We start from the raw sequence: 17,313 nt of genomic DNA, 5'->3' as shown, positions 1-17,313 counted from the left end.
ATCAGTTGCTACGTAGGACCTGGGCAACGGTCGCGACGTTGTGGGCGAGGTGCAGCGGATTGATGGTCCCGACAATAGCACTGGCCACACCCGGATGATCAAACAACAGCTCGAAACTGGCGCGCACCGGATCCACACCCGGACTCAGGCAGACATGACCGCTGGCCAAGGCTTTCTTGACCAGAATGGCTTTGCCGTGTGCAGCAGCATAGTCAATCACGGCCTTCTCGTTTTGTTCGTTCAGATTGTAGGTGACCATCGCGCAGTCACCTTGTTCCAGAGCTTTCAAGCCACCTTCGACGGTTTTGCCGGAAAAACCAAAACCACGAATTTTGCCTTCGGCCTTGAGTTCGGCGAGGGTCTGGTAGGCCTCGCAATCATTGAGAATTGCCAGGTCGTTGCCGTCGGAATGCACCAGCACCAGATCGATGAAATCCGTTTCCAGGCGTTGCAGGCTGCGTTCCACCGACAGGCGTGTGTGAGCGGCGCTGAAATCGTGGCGGGACTGACCGTCGGCAAATTCTTCACCGACCTTGCTGACAATTACCCAATCCTGACGCTGGCCGCGCAGCAACGGGCCCAGGCGTTCTTCACTGCGACCATAGGCCGGGGCGGTGTCGATCAGGTTGATGCCCAGGTCGCGTGCGAGTTTGAGCAGCATACGTGCTTCATCGTCGTCGGGGATCTGGAAGCCATTGGGGTACTTCACCCCTTGATCCCGACCCAGTTTCACCGTGCCCAAGCCCAGCGGCGACACCCGCAGGCCGGTGCTGCCCAGCGGGCGATGCAGGTCGTGCAATGTCGGTTGGCTCATGGCAGCAGTTGCTCCCACGCCGGGACGCCCATCGGCGGCTTTGGCAGCTCAGGCAGCGGTTCCGGGTGGCTTTGCTGGATGCCATCGCGGGTCAGGCTGGTCATTACGCGGTCAGCGAAGTCTGGCGCCAGGGCCAGCTTGGTTGGCCAGCCGACCAGCAAACGCCCCTCTTCGGCGACGAATGCGTTGTCGGGTCGGACAAGGCCCGATTGCAGCGGTTCGGCGCGATCCACGCGCAAAGTCGCCCATTGCACCGTGCTCAAGTCGATCCATGGCAGCAACTGGCCGATTTCTTTCTGTGCCGTGGCGATTTGTTCGGCAGGCTCTCGGGCCACACCCTCGGCTTCGGCGATGTCGCCTCCGAGGTACCAGACCCATTGGCCATCCGCTGCCGGGTGCGTGGTCACGGTGATGCGTGGTTTGGTGCCGCCACCCAGGCAGTGGGCATACAGCGGTTTGAGGCTCGGACCTTTGGCGATGATCATGTGCAACGGCCGACGCTGCATGGCCGGCCGGCTCAACCCCAGCGCTTCAAGCAGTGCCGCCGTACCAGCGCCGGCGCTCAGGACGATGCGCTGGGCGCGGATTTCGCGGTCATCCACTTTCAGGCCGACCAGCACGCCGCCATCCAGCAGCGGTTCGATCGTCTGCCCGGCGAGCAGGCCGTCACCGGCCAGATCGGCCAGGCGCTGGATCAGGCTCGGCACGTCGATCACCAGTTCCGCCAAGCGATAGACCTTGCCCTTGAAGCGCTTGTCTTGCAGGGCGGGCGGCAATTGGTCGCCCTTGACCTGATCGACGCGACCGCGCACGGCTTTGCTGGCAAAGAAACTGGTGAGGTTGCCGGCGAGGGTGCCGGGGGACCAGAGGTAGTGGGCTTCGGACAACAGGCGCACGCCGGACAGGTCCAGTTCACCGTCACCGGCCAGGGCTTCGCGCCAGCGACGCGGCATGTCGGCAATGGCTTCCGAAGCGCCGGTCAGCGCGCCATGCAAGGCGTACTTGGCGCCACCGTGGATGATGCCTTGGGACTTCACGCTCTGCCCGCCGCCGAGGCTGGAGTTCTCCACCAGCACGGTCGAAAAGCCTTCGCGGCGCAGGCGTGCATTAAGCCAGAGGCCGGCGACACCAGCGCCGACAATCAGAACGTCGGTGGAAATAACGGTTGGCATTCGGCGACCTCAGTGTTCAAGACGAGGGCGCAGTATACAAGGCATCTTCAGGATGCAGGTGAGCCTGTAGGAGCCGGCTTGCTGGCGATCCGGCCAACGCGGTGTGCCGGATGCACCGCTATCGCCAGCAAGCCGGCTGCTACAGCGTGTCAGTGTCCGGCAGTTTTGGAGAAGAGTTGAATGACGACGACGCCCAGCACAATCAACGCCATCCCCAGCATCGCCGGCACATCCAGTTTCTGCCCGTAGATAAACAGCGCCGCGACGCTGACCATCACGATGCCCATGCCGGCCCACACCGCGTATGCCACGCCCACCGGCACGCTGCGCACCACCAGCGTGAGCATCCAGAACGCAATGCCGTAGCCGACGATCACCAGCAGCAGTGGCAATGGCGTGCTGAAGCCTTTGACGGCTTTCATCGAAACAGTGGCAATCACTTCGGCGCAGATGGCTATGGCCAGGTAGTAGTAAGCGGTCATGGGTCAATCCTCGTGTGAAGTGTTGCTTTCTGAGCTCGGCATTCTAGTGATTCTCCAGATGCGGTAAAGTCATTACCTATCTGCTATAGAGATTGGTCAGTCCATGAACATGCAATGGAATCTGGAACAGCTGCGGTTGTTCGTCAGCGTCGCGGAACAACGTTCGTTTTCCGCCGTGGCGCGGGATCAGCGCAAGGCGCAGTCGGCAGTCAGCAGCGCGATTGCGTTGCTGGAGGAAGACCTCGGCGTCAGCCTGTTTGATCGTAGCAGTGGCCGTCAGCCGAAGCTCACCGAAGCCGGCGCTGGATTATTGGAGGAAGCACGGGAAGTGCTGCGCCAGTGCGAACGCCTCAATGGCCGGGCACTGGCGATGATGCGCGGTCAGGAAGCGCGCCTGCGCCTGGCCCAGGATGAGGCGATGCCTTATCAGCCGATCATTGAGAGCTTCGAGGCTCTGGCGGAAAAGTTTCCCAGCCTTGAAGTGCAATTGACCAGCGCCGCTCAAGGCGATGTCGCGCGCAAACTGGTGGAGCGTCGCGCCGATCTCGGTTTGTTGTTCTACCACGACCAGATTCCCGAAGCCCTGGAACGTCGTGTGCTCGGCAGCGTGGAGATGGTCACCGTGTGCGGTGTTGATCATCCGCTGGCGAAGCAAGGGCGAATCGACTGCCAGCAGTTGGCGCAGCACCGACAGTTGTTGATGTCGACCCAGTCCAGCGTTTATCCGGGCAGTGAACCGGCCAGCCCGCAAGTCTGGCGTGCCGACAGTTTTTATGTGATGGCTGAATGGTTGGTGCGCGGGCTCGGCTGGGCCTGGCTGCCGCGCCACGTGGTGCAGTACCCGACCTATCAGAACCAGATGGTCGAACTGGCCAGCGAATGGACGCCGCCAGCCCTGGTCGTTGAGCTGGTCTGGCGCCGGGACGAACCGCTGGGGCCGGCCGCTCGCTGGCTCGCCGAACGTTTTGCCGTGCACTTGCAGGCGATCGGCGAGAAAAGCCGATAAACTCCGGCGCCATGAATAGAACTCTCTATACCGCACTGTTTTATCTGGGGCTGCCATTGGTAGCGATTCGGCTGTGGTTGCGGGCGCGCAAGGCGCCGGCGTATGCCCAGCGCATCGGCGAGCGTTTCTCGTATGGCCTGCCGGCGATGAAGCCGGGCGGCATTTGGGTACACGCGGTGTCGGTGGGCGAAAGCATCGCCGCGGCGCCGATGATTCGCGCGTTGTTGGAGCGCTATCCAGCGTTGCCGATCACCGTGACTTGCATGACCCCGACCGGGTCGGAACGCATCCAGGCGTTGTTCGCCAATGAGCCGCGCATCCAGCACTGCTATTTGCCCTACGACTTGCCGTGCGCTGCCCGGCGTTTCCTTGATCGGGTCCAGCCAAAATTGGCGGTGATCATGGAAACCGAACTGTGGCCCAACCATATCCATCAATGTGCCAAGCGCGGGATTCCGGTGGCGCTGGCCAATGCGCGGCTGTCCGAGCGATCCGCCAAGGGCTACGGTCGTTTCCACAAATTGACCCAGCCGATGCTCGCCGAAATGAGCCTGTTCGCGGTGCAGACCGAAGCCGAAGCACAACGCTTCCGTGACCTGGGTGCCCGGCCCGAAACCGTCGACGTCACGGGCTCGATCAAGTTCGACCTGACCATCGATCCGCAACTGCTTCAGCGTGCCGGCGAGTTGCGTGGGCAATGGCAAGCCCTGGAGCGTCCGGTGTGGATCGCCGCCAGTACGCACGAAGGTGAAGATGAAGTGGTGCTGGCGGCCCATCGCCAGTTGTTGGCCAATCATCCCGATGCCTTGCTGATTCTGGTGCCGCGTCATCCGGAACGCTTCAATTCGGTGTACGCGTTGTGTCAGCAGCAAGGGTTCGCCACGGTCCGTCGTTCCGCGGGGGACGCGGTCGACGCAGGCACGTCGGTGTTGTTGGGCGACACCATGGGCGAGTTGCTGTTTCTCTATGCGCTGGCCGACAGTGCGTTCGTCGGCGGCAGCCTGGTGCCCAACGGCGGGCATAACCTGCTGGAGCCGGCGGCATTGGCCAAACCGGTGTTGAGCGGGCCGCATCTGTTCAACTTCCTGGAAATCGCCGCGCAATTGCGCAGCGCCGGGGCGTTGCAGGAAGTGGAGGATGCAGAAGGCCTGGCACTGGCGGTACAGCGTCTGTTTGAGTTGCCGCGGGATGCACAGCGGATGGCTGAGGCGGGATTGAAAGTGATGCGCACCAACCAGGGCGCGTTGCAGCGTTTGCTGGATGGGTTGGGGCGGTTGATCGACAGATCTTGAGCCTGCTGGTGATCCTTTGTGGCGAGGGGGCTTGCCCCCGTTCGGCTGCGAAGCAGTCGTAATTCCTGCGGCTGCGGTGCCGCAGAAAAATGCTATTGCAGATTTTGGGGCCGCTTCGCGACCCAACGGGGGCAAGCCCCCTCGCCACAGGAATGACTTTTACTGGCCAGGTCGCGCTTTCAACTGCTCTTCTGCCGCCTTGGCCAGATCCGGTGGCAGGAAATCCTTGTCCGGGTTGTAGTTGGGATTGAGCCAGCGTGCCAGGTCTTGCAGATCCCCTGGGTTCAACGTGCCGGCCTGTTGCTTGAGGCGCAGGTTGTCGAGGATGTAGTCGTAGCGGGTGTTGTTGTAGTCGCGTACCGACGTGTAGAGCTGACGCTGTGCATCCAGCACGTCGACGATGTTTCGTGTACCCACCTGATAACCGATTTCGGTCGCTTCCACCGCGCTCTGGTTGGAAATGATCGATTGCTTGCGCGCCTGTACCTGCTCGACGTCGGTATTCACCGCGCGGTGCAGGTCGCGGGTGTTTTCCACGATGCTACGGCGCAGGGATTCGCGTTGTTGTTCGGTCTGGTCCAGTTGCGCATACGACTGACGGACCTGGGAGTTGACCAGTCCACCGCTGTAGATCGGGATGTTCAGTTGCAGGCCCACGGTCGTTTGCTCGACGTTGCCGCCGTAGGGTTGGCCCAAGGGGACCGGGTTGCTGAAGCCCAGCGCATCGTTGTCGCCTTTCTCGTACTGCGCGATGGCGTCGAGGGTAGGCGCGTGGCCGGACTTGCGTTGCTTGATGGTTTGTTCGGCGGCACTGACGGCGTAGTTGCTGGCCAGCAGGTTCAGGTTCTGGCGAGCTGCGGTTTCGACCCAGGCTTTGGCGTCATTTGGCGCCGGTGGCAGGATCGGCAGGTTATGGCTGATACCCTGAATCGATTTGTACTGACGGTTGGTCAGGGTGACCAGGGCTTCGAAAGCATCATCCACCTGACGCTGCGCGACGATCCGGTTGGCGCGTGCGGTGTCGTAGCTGGCTTGCGAGTTCAGCACGTCGGTCTTGTCCGACAGGCCGACGTCAAAGCGTTCCTTGGACTGATCGAGCTGGCGTTTGAACGCGGCTTCTTCGGCCTTGTTCGAGGCCAGGTTATCCTGGCTGCGCAGCACGTTGAAATAGCTGTCGGCGGATTGCAGGATCAGGTTTTGCTGGGTCGCCGAGAGTTGCAGGGCAGCCTGTTCATTTACATCCTTGGCGGCCTGGAACTGGAACCAGCGATCAGCGCGGAACAGTGGCTGCGCCAGGGTGGCCTGGTAGGAATGAGCGTTGCGGTTGGCCGTGGACGAAGGCTGATCGAGCGCCGTTCGCACACTGGAAACATTGGCGCCGCCCGAAAGGTTGGGCAGCAGCCCGGCGCGGGCCTGCGGGACGATTTCCTTTTGCGCGCCATATTGAGCGATGGCAGCGGCGAGGTCGGCGTTGTTGTCCACCGCTTCCTGATAAACGCTGACCAGGTCCGTCTTGGTCGATAAGGGCGCTTCTGCTGCCCAGACCATTCCGTTGGACGCACAAGACACGGCAAGGGCCAGTGAGAGTTTGCGCAGCATAGACGATCCCTAGATTAAATATTACACGGGTAATTTGAACGCCAAGGCTAAGGCGCGGTTCGCACCGCGTCAATGCGCAGCTTGGCGTAGCGAGTGTAGTTGCGCATGAGGGCGGCAACAATCCTGGTTCGGCGTGTTATTGCGCCATTCATCATGGTATTTGCAACGGGGTTGGCGTTCTTTGCCGGTTGTGTCTAGACTGGCCGGGTTCTTGTCGGGGTGCCTTGCTATGAGGCTGAGATCGAATAATTTCGGATCCCGTTGAACCTGATCAGGTTAGCGCCTGCGTAGGGAACAAGATTTCTCGTCACCCGGCGAGTCCTCTTGTGCTTCGTCCGGGATGTTGTTCGACAATCGAACACCCCTCGAGCACTGAGCACAGCACAGCTGGTATCTCCAGCGCCCGTGCGTCCATTCGTTTACAGGTTCGCTCCGACAAAAATCCACTGCCTGGATGTGTGTCTGGAGAGCCCGTGATGACTACAAAAGCAAAAATCGCCACCAACCTGAGTGACTCGGCCAAGGTCGATCAGCAATCGGTGCAGCCGTTTACCCGCTCGCAAAAAATCTATGTTCAGGGCTCTCGCCCGGACATCCTCGTGCCGATGCGCGAAATCAGCCTTGATGTGACGCCGACCGACTTCGGCGGCGAGGTCAATGCGCCGGTCGTGGTGTACGACACCTCGGGCCCGTACACCGATCCCAATGTCATCATCGACGTGCGCAAAGGCCTGGCCGACGTGCGTTCGCCATGGATCGAGTCCCGCGGCGACACCGAGCGCCTGAGCGGTCTGAGCTCGAACTTCGGCCAGGAACGCCTCGCCGATGCCGAGCTGACCAAGCTGCGCTTCGCCCACGTCAACAACCCGCGCCGCGCCAAGCCGGGTGCCAACGTCAGCCAGATGCACTACGCGCGCCAGGGCATCATCACCGCCGAGATGGAATACGTCGCCATCCGCGAAAACATGAAGCTGGAAGTGGCCCGCGCTGCCGGCCTGCTGGACCAGCAACACGCCGGCCACAGCTTCGGTGCCAGCGTGCCGAAAATCATTACCCCTGAATTTGTCCGTGACGAAATCGCCCGTGGCCGCGCGATCATTCCGGCCAACATCAACCACACCGAACTGGAACCGATGATCATCGGCCGTAACTTCCTGGTGAAGATCAACGGCAACATCGGCAACAGCGCTCTGGGTTCGTCCATTGAAGAAGAAGTGGCGAAACTGACCTGGGGCATTCGCTGGGGTTCGGACACGGTCATGGACCTGTCCACCGGCAAACACATCCACGAAACCCGCGAGTGGATCATCCGTAACTCGCCGGTGCCGATCGGTACCGTGCCGATCTACCAGGCCCTGGAAAAAGTCGGCGGTGCGGCCGAAGACCTGACCTGGGAACTGTTCCGCGACACGCTGATCGAGCAGGCCGAGCAGGGCGTCGACTACTTCACCATCCACGCCGGCGTGCTGTTGCGCTACGTGCCGATGACCGCCAAGCGTGTGACCGGCATCGTCTCCCGTGGCGGTTCGATCATGGCCAAGTGGTGCCTGGCGCACCACAAAGAGAACTTCCTCTATACCCATTTCGAAGACATCTGCGAAATCATGAAGGCCTACGACGTCAGCTTCTCGCTGGGCGATGGCCTGCGTCCGGGCTCGATTGCCGACGCCAACGACGAAGCGCAGTTCGGCGAGCTGGAAACCCTCGGCGAGCTGACCAAGATTGCGTGGAAGCATGACGTGCAGTGCATGATCGAAGGCCCTGGCCACGTGCCGATGCAGTTGATCAAAGAGAACATGGACAAGCAGCTGGAATGCTGTGACGAGGCGCCGTTCTACACCCTCGGCCCGCTGACCACCGACATCGCGCCGGGCTACGACCACATCACCTCCGGCATTGGTGCGGCGATGATCGGCTGGTTCGGTTGCGCCATGCTTTGCTACGTCACGCCGAAGGAACACTTGGGCCTGCCGAACAAGGATGACGTGAAGACCGGCATCATCACCTACAAGATTGCCGCCCACGCCGCCGATCTGGCGAAGGGGCATCCGGGCGCGCAAATCCGCGACAATGCCTTGAGCAAGGCGCGTTTCGAATTCCGCTGGGAAGACCAGTTCAACCTGGGCCTCGATCCGGACACCGCCCGTTCGTATCACGATGAAACCCTGCCGAAGGATTCGGCCAAGGTCGCGCACTTCTGTTCCATGTGCGGGCCGAAATTCTGCTCGATGAAAATCACCCAGGAAGTCCGCGAATACGCGGCCAACCAGCGGATCGAAGCGGTCGACGTGGAGGTCGCCCAAGGCATGGCCGAACAGGCCGAGCGCTTCAAGCAGGAAGGCAGTCAGCTTTACCAGAAAGTTTGATGCCAACTGTAGGCGCCGGCTTGCTGGCGATTGCGGCGCCTCTGATGCACCGCGTCGCCTTTGATCCTGGCAAGCCAGCTCCTACAGGACTGTGCAGACCACAACAACAAATGTCCCTCTGAGATAACACCCTTGAGCATTCAACCCAGCACTTACTCCCCCGATATCGCGGTGCCGAGCGACAAACGCGTCTTCGGCGGGCGCGATCTGTTTTCCCTGTGGTTCTCCCTCGGCATCGGCCTGATGGTCCTGCAGACCGGCGCATTGCTCGCGCCGGGCCTTGGCCTGTCCGGCTCGTTGCTGGCAATTTTCCTCGGCACGCTGGTTGGCGTTCTGCTGTTGGCCGCGGTTGGCGTGATCGGCAGCGACACAGGCCTGTCGTCGATGGCGGCGCTCAAACTCAGCCTCGGGACCAAAGGTGCGAGCCTGCCGGCGGTGCTGAACCTGCTGCAACTGATCGGTTGGGGCTCGTTCGAAATCATCGTCATGCGCGATGCGGCCAGCCTGCTGGGTGCAAAGGCGTTCAGCGACGGTAGCTTGCTGTCTAATCCGATCATGTGGACGCTGTTCTTCGGTGCGCTGGCGACTCTGTTGGCGGTGAGCGGTCCGTTGACGTTCGTGCGCCAGATCCTGCGTAAATGGGGCATCTGGCTGCTGCTGGCCGCGTGTGTCTGGCTGACCTGGAACCTGTTCGCCAAGGCCGATCTGGCCACGTTGTGGGCTCAGGCCGGTGATGGTTCGATGCCGTTCGCCGTGGGTTTCGACATCGCGATTGCCATGCCGCTGTCGTGGTTGCCATTGATTGCCGACTACTCGCGTTTCGGCAAACGGGCGAAAAACGTCTTCGGCGGCACGGCCATCGGCTTCTTTATCGGGAATTTCTGGCTGATGAGCCTGGGCGTGGCCTACACCCTGGCGTTTGCGCCGAGTGGTGAAGTCAACGCATTGCTGTTGGCGCTGGCGGGTGCCGGCCTGGGGATTCCGTTGCTGCTGATTCTGCTGGATGAGTCAGAAAACGCCTTTGCCGATATTCATTCGGCGGCGGTGTCGAGCGGGATTCTGTTGCGCTTGAAAGTCGAGCACCTGGCGTTGGCCATCGGTGTGATCTGCACCTTGATCGCCTTGCTGGCGCCATTGGCCCAGTACCAGAACTTCCTGCTGTTGATCGGTTCGGTGTTTGCGCCGTTGTTCGGCGTGGTGCTGGTGGATCACTTCATCCTGCGCAAACGCAGTGGCCAGGTGGCGTCAGCCGCGTTGCGCTGGCCGGCGCTGCTCGCCTGGCTGGGCGGGGTCAGCACCTATCATCTGCTGGCCAACCTGTATCCGGACGTCGGCGCAACCCTGCCGGCGTTGGTCCTGGCAGGGTTGCTGCAACTCGTGCTGGGCCGGGCCTTCAGTTACGGCCGGGAAACAGCTCGGGCTTGATGATGCCGTTGAGGCGAGGGTAGGGGATCTTCAGCTCGACATGGCCCAGCGCGTAAGGCGCGATGCTGCTGGTTTCGTACTTGAGGATCACCCCGCCATAGGTCAGCGCCACGTTCTGGGTTTTCTGGAACGGCCAGCTCTTCACGAACTCCGGTTCCTGATCGAGCTTGGTGCTGATCAACCAGCTGTTGTGCGCGACCTGCGCCGCTTTCCAGAACGCGTCTTCCTGACCCGGAACCAGCATGTCCGACAGCGTCAGCACTTTCTGCTGCTGGCGTGAATAGTTGATGAAGCCGCGACCCGGCGTGCCATGGGCACCGCCTGTGTCCAGGTAGCTGGACAATTCGATGATCACCAAGCCGTCATGCTGCTCACGTACTTTCGCTTGCAGGTAGATGCTGTTGCGCGGACCGGCGGTGCGCAAAAACTGTTCGCGATAGGCCGCCAGCGTCGGTGCTACCGGCGCGTCGGGCGAGGTGCGGGTCATCTGCAACAGGCGCTTTTCGACGATGCCGTCCAGCGCAGGCTCGTCCGGAAAGTGCAGGGTGTCGATGTTGACCAGCGGGCAATCCGCGTTGGCGCAACCCGGTTGCAGTTGTTCCGACGCGTCGCGGGTAGTTTCCAGCGGCGCCCGGTAGTTGGGTTGGAACAGGCTCTGGCAGGCGCCCAGGGTCAGGGCGATGGCGGCCACGGAGGCAGTTTTGAAAAGCGACATGGACGTCCTTTCTGAAACAAGGGAAGACAAAAAGTTACCGCTTCGACTCTAAACGAAGCAGTCAGTTCGCCACTAAGCTAATTAGAGTGGGTTTCTCCCTCACCGTCCATCCCGATGACGGTAAAGGGGCTGCATCAAACGTCACGGGCGCGTTAGGATGGCGCGAAGTCGAGGCTCCAGGAAAAAAAGGAACCTCGTATAGGATTGCAGCAAGAGGATAGTCATGACCGATTTCACCACCGCCATTCCGACCGCCGTAGAGATCGTTCGGCGCGAAAAGTGCTTCGAGGGCTTCTACAAACTCGACCGCGTGCACTTGCGCCACGAATTGTTCGCCGGGGGCATGAGTCGGGAAATCAATCGTGAATTGTTCGTACGCCACGATGCGGTGTGCATGCTGCCGTACGATCCACAGCGTGACGAAGTGGTGTTGATCGAGCAGTTCCGCGTCGGCGCCCTGGGCAAGACCGAAAACCCTTGGCTGATCGAATTGGTCGCTGGTCTGATCGACAAGGATGAACAACCGGAAGAAGTTGCTCACCGCGAAGCGCAGGAGGAAGCTGGGCTTGAAATCGGGGCGCTCTGGCCGATGACCAAATACTTTCCATCGCCGGGCGGCAGCAACGAATTCGTGCATCTATACCTGGGGCGTTGCGACACCACCGGCGTTGGCGGCCTGCATGGGCTGGAGGAAGAGGCAGAAGATATCCGCGTCACGGTCTGGGCCTTCGAAGATGCTCTGCAAGCCGTACGCGACGGACGTATTGCCAACGCGGCCACCATCATTGCCTTGCAATGGCTGGCTTTGAACCGCGTTGAAGTGAGGGGGTTATGGTCGTAAACAAGCTGCGCGATCGCTATCGGGTAGACCTGGCAGGGCTGCAAGCGTCCTGCGAGGCCAACTATGCACGCCTGATGCGACTGCTGCCGGACATGCGCAGCGAGCCGGCCGCCAGGCGCATCGCCGTGACCCATGGCGACCAGATGCTTGGCGTCCTGGCGCTGGAAGTGCTGCAGGTCTGTCCCTACACCACCACCTTGCAAGTGCGGCAGGAGCACAGTCTGCCGTGGCTGCCGGTGCCGCAACTGGAAGTGCAGGTCTATCATGATGCCTGCATGGCCGAAGTGGTCAGCGCCGAACATGCACGACGCTTTCGCGGCATCTATCCTTACCCGAACGCCTCGATGCATCAGCCGGACGAAAAGGCCCAGCTGAATATGTTTCTGGGCGAATGGCTGAGCCATTGCCTGGCGCTGGGGCATGAGTACGAAGTGGTACGGTAACTCTGATCAGCAGTTGTGAACTGCGTCAGGTTCACAGATTTCCTCTTTCGATCGTCCCCCAGCATAATTGCGCCACCTATCCATTCCCGTGATCACGCCCTGGGAGATTACCTTGCCGAGCGTATCTACCTTGACCACCGCCGATCCGGCGCTGCTGGTGCAACTCTCCGACAGTCATCTGTTCGCCGAAGCGGACGGGACGTTGTTGGGCATGAACACCCGCGACAGCCTGCAAAAGGTCATTGAGCTGGTGCGCACGCAACAGCCGCGAGTCGATTTGATCATCGCCAGCGGTGATCTGTCCCAGGACGGTACGCTGGAGTCTTACCAGCAGTTTCGCGACATGACGCGCCAGCTCGATGCCCCGGCACGCTGGATCCCCGGCAATCACGATGAGCCGCTGATCATGGCCGAAGCGGCGGTGCAGAGCGCTTTGCTCGAACCGGTGGTGGATATCGGCAACTGGCGCATTACATTGCTCGATTCGGCGGTGCCAGGCTCGGTGCCGGGGTATTTGCAGGATGAACAGTTGCAGTTGCTGGCCCGTTCGTTGAGCGAAGCGCCCGAGCGCCATCATCTGGTGTGTTTCCATCATCATCCGGTGTCCATCGGCTGTGCCTGGATGGAACCCATTGGCTTGCGCAATCCCGACGCGCTGTTTGCCGTGCTGGATCGTTTTGAGCAGGTGCGAGCCGTGTTGTGGGGGCATGTGCATCAGGAAATCGATCAGTTGCGCAACGGCGTGCGCTTGATCGCCTCGCCGTCGACCTGCATTCAGTTCGAGCCCCGGAGCGAGGATTTCAAAGTCGGGGAGCAGGCGCCGGGTTATCGCTGGCTGCGTTTGCTACCCGATGGGCGGCTGGAAACCGGGGTGGAACGGGTGACCGGGTTCGCATTTACCGTGGATTACGGCTCCAACGGCTACTGACAACGCCATTCCGCCGTAGGAGCTGCCGAAGGCTGCGATCTTTTGATTTCGTTTTATAAATGCAAGATCAAAAGATCGCAGCCTCGTTGCACTCGACAGCTCCTACAGTAAACTCCGCTTCTTTAGCCGACGCTCAGGGAGCTCAAATGTCCGGTTCGATCCTTTATATCCACGGCTTCAACAGCTCGCCATTGTCGAAAAAGGCCTGCCAGTTGATCTCTGTGATGGAGCGTCTGGGCCTGAGCGATCATCTGCGTGTGCCGGCCTTGCATCACCATCCCCGCGAGGCTATTGGCCAGCTGGAACAAGCGATTGCCGAGCTGGGTCGGCCGCTGCTGGTCGGCAGCTCGCTCGGCGGCTACTATGCGACTCACTTGGCCGAACGCCTTGGCCTGAAGGCATTGTTGATCAACCCAGCCGTCAGCCCGCACAAACTGTTCGACGGGTATCTGGGGACGCAGAAAAACCTGTATACCGATGAAGCCTGGGAACTGACCCACGACCACGTGACGGCCCTGGCCGAGCTGGAAGTGCCGGCCCCCCAGGACTCGCAGCGCTATCAGGTATGGTTGCAGACCGCTGACGAAACGCTGGACTATCGCCTCGCCCAGCAGTATTACCGGGCCTGCGCCTTGCGCATCCAGGCCGGTGGCGACCATAGTTTCCAGGGTTTTGCCGCGCAATTGCCGGCCATGTTGAGCTTTGCCGGTATCGGCGCAGATTTGTATCAGGCCATTGATTTCACCACATTGTGATTCATTGCCTTTTTTCGCAGATTTCCTTTTTCACTGAACACTGACGACGAGACCCCATGGCCACTCCCAGCGCTAGCTCTTATAACGCAGACGCCATCGAAGTCCTCTCGGGCCTCGACCCGGTGCGCAAACGCCCCGGCATGTACACCGACACCAGTCGGCCGAACCACCTTGCCCAGGAAGTCATCGACAACAGCGTCGACGAAGCCTTGGCCGGGCATGCCAAATCGGTACAGGTCATTCTGCATGCCGACCACTCCCTGGAAGTCAGCGACGATGGTCGCGGCATGCCGGTGGACATTCACCCCGAAGAAGGTGTTTCGGGCGTCGAGCTGATCCTCACCAAACTCCACGCGGGCGGCAAGTTTTCCAACAAGAACTACCAGTTCTCCGGCGGTTTGCACGGGGTAGGTATTTCGGTGGTCAACGCCTTGTCGACCGAAGTCCGGGTACGCGTCAAGCGTGACGGCAACGAATACCAGATGACCTTTGCCGATGGCTACAAGGCCACCGAGCTGGAAATCGTCGGCACCGTCGGCAAGCGCAACACCGGGACCAGCGTGTTCTTCGCGCCGGACCCGAAATACTTCGATTCACCGAAATTCTCCATCAGTCGCCTCAAGCACGTGCTCAAGGCCAAGGCCGTTCTGTGCCCGGGGTTGCTGGTCAGTTTTGAAGACAAGGCCACCGGCGAGAAAGTCGAATGGCACTACGAAGACGGCCTGCGCTCCTATCTGGTCGACGCGGTCACCGAATTCGAGCGCCTGCCGGACGAACCGTTCTGTGGTGCTTTTGCAGGTAACAAGGAAGCCGTGGACTGGGCGCTGCTGTGGTTGCCGGAAGGCGGCGACGCGGTGCAGGAAAGCTACGTCAACCTGATCCCGACTGCCCAGGGCGGTACTCACGTCAACGGCCTGCGCCAAGGCCTGCTCGACGCCATGCGCGAATTCTGCGAGTTCCGCAGTCTGCTGCCGCGGGGCGTGAAGCTGGCGCCGGAAGACGTCTGGGAGCGCATCGCCTTCGTCCTGTCGATGAAGATGCAGGAACCGCAATTCTCCGGCCAGACCAAAGAGCGTCTGTCGTCCCGTGAAGCGGCGGCGTTCGTCTCCGGCGTGGTCAAGGACGCGTTCAGCCTGTGGCTCAACGCCAACCCTGAAACCGGGATGCTCCTGGCGGAACTGGCGATCAACAACGCCGGCCGTCGCCTGAAGGCCAGCAAGAAGGTCGAGCGCAAGCGCATCACCCAGGGGCCGGCGCTGCCGGGCAAACTGGCTGACTGCGCCGGGCAGGACCCGATGCGTTCCGAGCTGTTCCTGGTGGAAGGTGACTCCGCTGGCGGTTCGGCCAAGCAGGCGCGGGACAAAGAGTTTCAGGCGATCCTGCCGTTGCGCGGCAAGATCCTGAACACCTGGGAAGTTGACGGCAGCGAAGTACTGGCCAGCCAGGAAGTGCACAACATCGCCGTGGCCATCGGTGTCGACCCGGGCGCGGCGGACATCAGCCAGCTGCGCTACGGCAAGATCTGCATCCTCGCCGACGCCGACTCCGACGGTCTGCACATCGCTACGTTGCTGTGTGCGTTGTTTGTCCAGCATTTCCGCGCGCTGGTGGATGCCGGTCACGTCTACGTCGCCATGCCGCCGCTGTACCGCATCGACTTGGGCAAAGAGATCTATTACGCCCTCGACGAAGCCGAGCGCGACGGCATCCTCGACCGACTGGTGGCCGAGAAGAAACGCGGCAAGCCGCAGGTCACCCGATTCAAAGGCCTGGGTGAAATGAACCCGCCGCAACTGCGTGAAACCACCATGGATCCGAACACCCGGCGCCTGGTGCAACTGACGCTGGATGATTTCGAAGCGACCTCGGAAATGATGGACATGCTGCTGGCGAAGAAACGCGCCGGCGACCGCAAGAGCTGGCTCGAATCCAAGGGCAACCTCGCCGAGGTGCTGGGCTGATGCGTCTGGGCTTTGCCCTGGCCTGTGCATTGCTGCTGACCTCGAACACGGTGTCTGCCGAGCCGGCACCGGAGTTGCGCCTGTTGTCCGGGCATGTCGTCGATGGCATGCGCGGCGGCAACCTCTCGGGGCTGGCCCGTTGTGGCGATGAATTGTGGACGGTGTCCGATCGCGATGACGATCAGATTTACCGTCTCGATACTCGCGAGAGCGTCTGGAAGGCCGAAGCCGTGGCTATCGATGTGCCGACGGTGCCTGAAAGCGGTCTGCCGTGGGGACTGAAGTCCCGCGTCTGGGGGGCGTCGTTCATACGTGGCGGCGATCTGGATTTCGAGGGCATCACGTGCGACAGCGTGGGCAATCGCTACGTGGTCAGCGAAGGTCATGCCGCGGTGCTGCAAATACCGCTCGTCGGGCCTGCAACCTGGTTGAAGATTTCGCCTCTGATGGTGCGCGAAGCGCGGGCCAGTGGTCTGTTACTGAACTTTAATGCCTTGTTCGAAGGGATTGCGATCAATCCGGCCGGTGATCAATTGTGGCTGGCGGCCGAGCGCGAACGCCGCGGTTTGTTGCTGATCAAGCGTCAGCAAACGGTCTGGGACTGCGATGGGGGCTGCGTGCTGTTGAGTGAAGGCGGTGTGGAAATGCAGCCGGAGCAATTCCCCAACGCCAGAGCGGTTTCCCGGGATTTTGCCGATGTTTCGCTGTTCAACGGCAAACTGTTCACGCTTGAGCGCAATGCCTACCAGATCTGTCGCCGTGATGCGCAGACGGCCAAGGTCGAGCGCTGCTGGTCGTACGCCGCCGAGTTACTGCGCAAAGAACGCCGTTACCCACAGAACTATGGACTTGAAGAGGGGCTGATCGTGGAGGCCGATGGCGCCTGGATCGGTGTCGATAACAACAATGGTGACCGCGCCGATGGCGAGGGACGGCCGGTTGTCTGGCGCTTTGCCGCGCCGGACGGTGGCTGGAGCGCCAAGCCATGAGTCAGCAAACGCCGGGGCGGCGCGCCGGTCGGGTGTTGATGATTTTGGCGTGGTGCGCTGGGTTGTTTCTGGCCACGCGATTTTTCGGCCAGTGGGAAGCGCGTCAGCAAAACCCGAACGTGGTGGTCAGCTCGGAGCAGGGCGCGGGTTTCGTAGAAGTGAAACTGGTCAGCAACGTGCAGGGGCATTTCGTCGCCAGCGGCCAGATCAACGGCCAGCCAGTGGAGTTCATGCTCGACACCGGCGCGACCGATGTGTCGATTCCGGCGGACCTGGCCAAACGATTGAAGCTGGAAGAAGGTTTTGGGGTAACCCTGAGCACGGCCAATGGCCTGAGCCAGGGCTATCGCACCCGTATCGAACGCCTGCAACTGGGTGACATTGTGCTGCGCGATGTGCGCGCACTGGTGGCGCCGGGGCTGCATGGCGATCAGGTGTTGCTCGGCATGAGCGCACTGAACAAACTTGAATTTACCCAGCGCGGTGGCACCATGCTGTTGCGCCAGACAACGAACCGATGAGGCC

At 61.1% G+C, this 17,313-nt stretch carries 16 protein-coding genes and 1 riboswitch; of the genes, 11 read left to right on the top strand and 5 right to left on the bottom strand.

Annotated features, from left to right (window positions below):
* Window position 1: 1 nt before the first annotated feature.
* The 3 genes from QYH43_RS02480 to QYH43_RS02470 form a co-directional block, all read right to left on the bottom strand.
* Window positions 2-814, bottom strand: coding sequence for an aldo/keto reductase (locus tag QYH43_RS02480; protein WP_095056401.1), 813 nt, complete (start codon window positions 812-814; stop codon window positions 2-4).
* Window positions 811-1,986 (bottom strand): FAD-binding oxidoreductase, encoded by a 1,176-nt coding sequence (locus QYH43_RS02475; protein ID WP_301156163.1) that lies wholly within the window; start codon window positions 1,984-1,986, stop codon window positions 811-813. Before QYH43_RS02475 ends, QYH43_RS02480 begins: the two co-directional genes overlap by 4 nt.
* A gap of 149 nt (window positions 1,987-2,135) precedes the next feature.
* Complete coding sequence (locus QYH43_RS02470; RefSeq protein ID WP_008004867.1) at window positions 2,136-2,468, bottom strand: multidrug efflux SMR transporter; 333 nt, start codon at window positions 2,466-2,468, stop codon at window positions 2,136-2,138.
* Between the two features lie 103 nt (window positions 2,469-2,571).
* Between QYH43_RS02470 and QYH43_RS02465 the strand changes: the two genes are divergently transcribed.
* Together QYH43_RS02465 and waaA are read left to right on the top strand one after the other, a co-directional pair.
* Window positions 2,572-3,474 carry a LysR family transcriptional regulator gene (locus tag QYH43_RS02465; RefSeq protein WP_177408766.1) on the top strand — a complete coding sequence of 301 codons (903 nt, stop codon included), beginning with the start codon at window positions 2,572-2,574 and terminating at the stop codon, window positions 3,472-3,474.
* A gap of 11 nt (window positions 3,475-3,485) precedes the next feature.
* Window positions 3,486-4,766: a lipid IV(A) 3-deoxy-D-manno-octulosonic acid transferase gene (gene waaA, locus QYH43_RS02460; protein WP_301156159.1), complete on the top strand. Its 1,281-nt coding sequence runs from the start codon at window positions 3,486-3,488 to the stop codon at window positions 4,764-4,766.
* Between the two features lie 159 nt (window positions 4,767-4,925).
* Here waaA and QYH43_RS02455 read toward each other — a convergent pair whose 3' ends face one another.
* Window positions 4,926-6,365, bottom strand: coding sequence for a TolC family outer membrane protein (locus QYH43_RS02455; protein ID WP_095056398.1), 1,440 nt, complete (start codon window positions 6,363-6,365; stop codon window positions 4,926-4,928).
* Window positions 6,366-6,570: 205 nt separating this feature from the next.
* Window positions 6,571-6,676: riboswitch (TPP riboswitch) on the top strand.
* 165 nt (window positions 6,677-6,841) lie between these two features.
* Here QYH43_RS02455 and thiC point away from each other — a divergent pair.
* On the top strand, window positions 6,842-8,731 hold the full coding sequence (thiC, locus tag QYH43_RS02450; protein WP_095056397.1) for a phosphomethylpyrimidine synthase ThiC: 1,890 nt from the start codon (window positions 6,842-6,844) through the stop codon (window positions 8,729-8,731).
* A 132-nt stretch (window positions 8,732-8,863) separates the two neighbouring features.
* The gene (gene cytX / locus QYH43_RS02445) at window positions 8,864-10,156 is read left to right on the top strand and encodes a putative hydroxymethylpyrimidine transporter CytX (protein WP_301156156.1); all 1,293 of its coding nucleotides are present in this window, start codon (window positions 8,864-8,866) and stop codon (window positions 10,154-10,156) included.
* Here the strand turns inward: cytX and QYH43_RS02440 are convergent.
* A complete protein-coding gene (locus QYH43_RS02440) occupies window positions 10,125-10,871 on the bottom strand; it encodes an RsiV family protein (protein ID WP_095056395.1) in 747 nt (248 codons plus the stop codon). The genes cytX and QYH43_RS02440 overlap by 32 nt on opposite strands.
* A 223-nt stretch (window positions 10,872-11,094) precedes the next feature.
* Between QYH43_RS02440 and QYH43_RS02435 the strand changes: the two genes are divergently transcribed.
* The 7 genes from QYH43_RS02435 to QYH43_RS02405 all read left to right on the top strand — a co-directional run bounded on the left by QYH43_RS02435 (window position 11,095) and on the right by QYH43_RS02405 (window position 17,309).
* Window positions 11,095-11,712 carry an NUDIX domain-containing protein gene (locus QYH43_RS02435; RefSeq protein ID WP_095056394.1) on the top strand — a complete coding sequence of 206 codons (618 nt, stop codon included), beginning with the start codon at window positions 11,095-11,097 and terminating at the stop codon, window positions 11,710-11,712.
* Complete coding sequence (locus tag QYH43_RS02430; protein WP_045061863.1) at window positions 11,703-12,155, top strand: DUF1249 domain-containing protein; 453 nt, start codon at window positions 11,703-11,705, stop codon at window positions 12,153-12,155. The genes QYH43_RS02435 and QYH43_RS02430 overlap by 10 nt, the downstream gene beginning before the upstream one ends.
* A gap of 112 nt (window positions 12,156-12,267) precedes the next feature.
* Window positions 12,268-13,083: a 3',5'-cyclic-AMP phosphodiesterase gene (gene cpdA, locus QYH43_RS02425; protein ID WP_301156152.1), complete on the top strand. Its 816-nt coding sequence runs from the start codon at window positions 12,268-12,270 to the stop codon at window positions 13,081-13,083.
* A gap of 146 nt (window positions 13,084-13,229) precedes the next feature.
* A complete protein-coding gene (locus tag QYH43_RS02420; RefSeq protein WP_095152495.1) occupies window positions 13,230-13,838 on the top strand; it encodes a YqiA/YcfP family alpha/beta fold hydrolase in 609 nt (202 codons plus the stop codon).
* Between the two features lie 56 nt (window positions 13,839-13,894).
* A complete protein-coding gene (gene parE, locus QYH43_RS02415; RefSeq protein ID WP_095056391.1) occupies window positions 13,895-15,799 on the top strand; it encodes a DNA topoisomerase IV subunit B in 1,905 nt (634 codons plus the stop codon).
* Window positions 15,799-16,788 carry an esterase-like activity of phytase family protein gene (locus QYH43_RS02410; RefSeq protein WP_095056390.1) on the top strand — a complete coding sequence of 330 codons (990 nt, stop codon included), beginning with the start codon at window positions 15,799-15,801 and terminating at the stop codon, window positions 16,786-16,788. The genes parE and QYH43_RS02410 overlap by 1 nt, the downstream gene beginning before the upstream one ends.
* Window positions 16,785-17,309, top strand: a complete 525-nt coding sequence (locus tag QYH43_RS02405) for a TIGR02281 family clan AA aspartic protease (RefSeq protein ID WP_095056389.1) — start codon at window positions 16,785-16,787, stop codon at window positions 17,307-17,309. Before QYH43_RS02410 ends, QYH43_RS02405 begins: the two co-directional genes overlap by 4 nt.
* The last annotated feature ends 4 nt before the right edge of the window (window positions 17,310-17,313 follow it).

It is taken from the genome of Pseudomonas sp. C32 (genome assembly GCF_030417915.1).
GTDB lineage: Bacteria > Pseudomonadota > Gammaproteobacteria > Pseudomonadales > Pseudomonadaceae > Aquipseudomonas.
The sequence above is the reverse complement of the archived record's forward strand: the minus strand, read 5'-3'. Positions and strand labels throughout refer to the sequence as shown.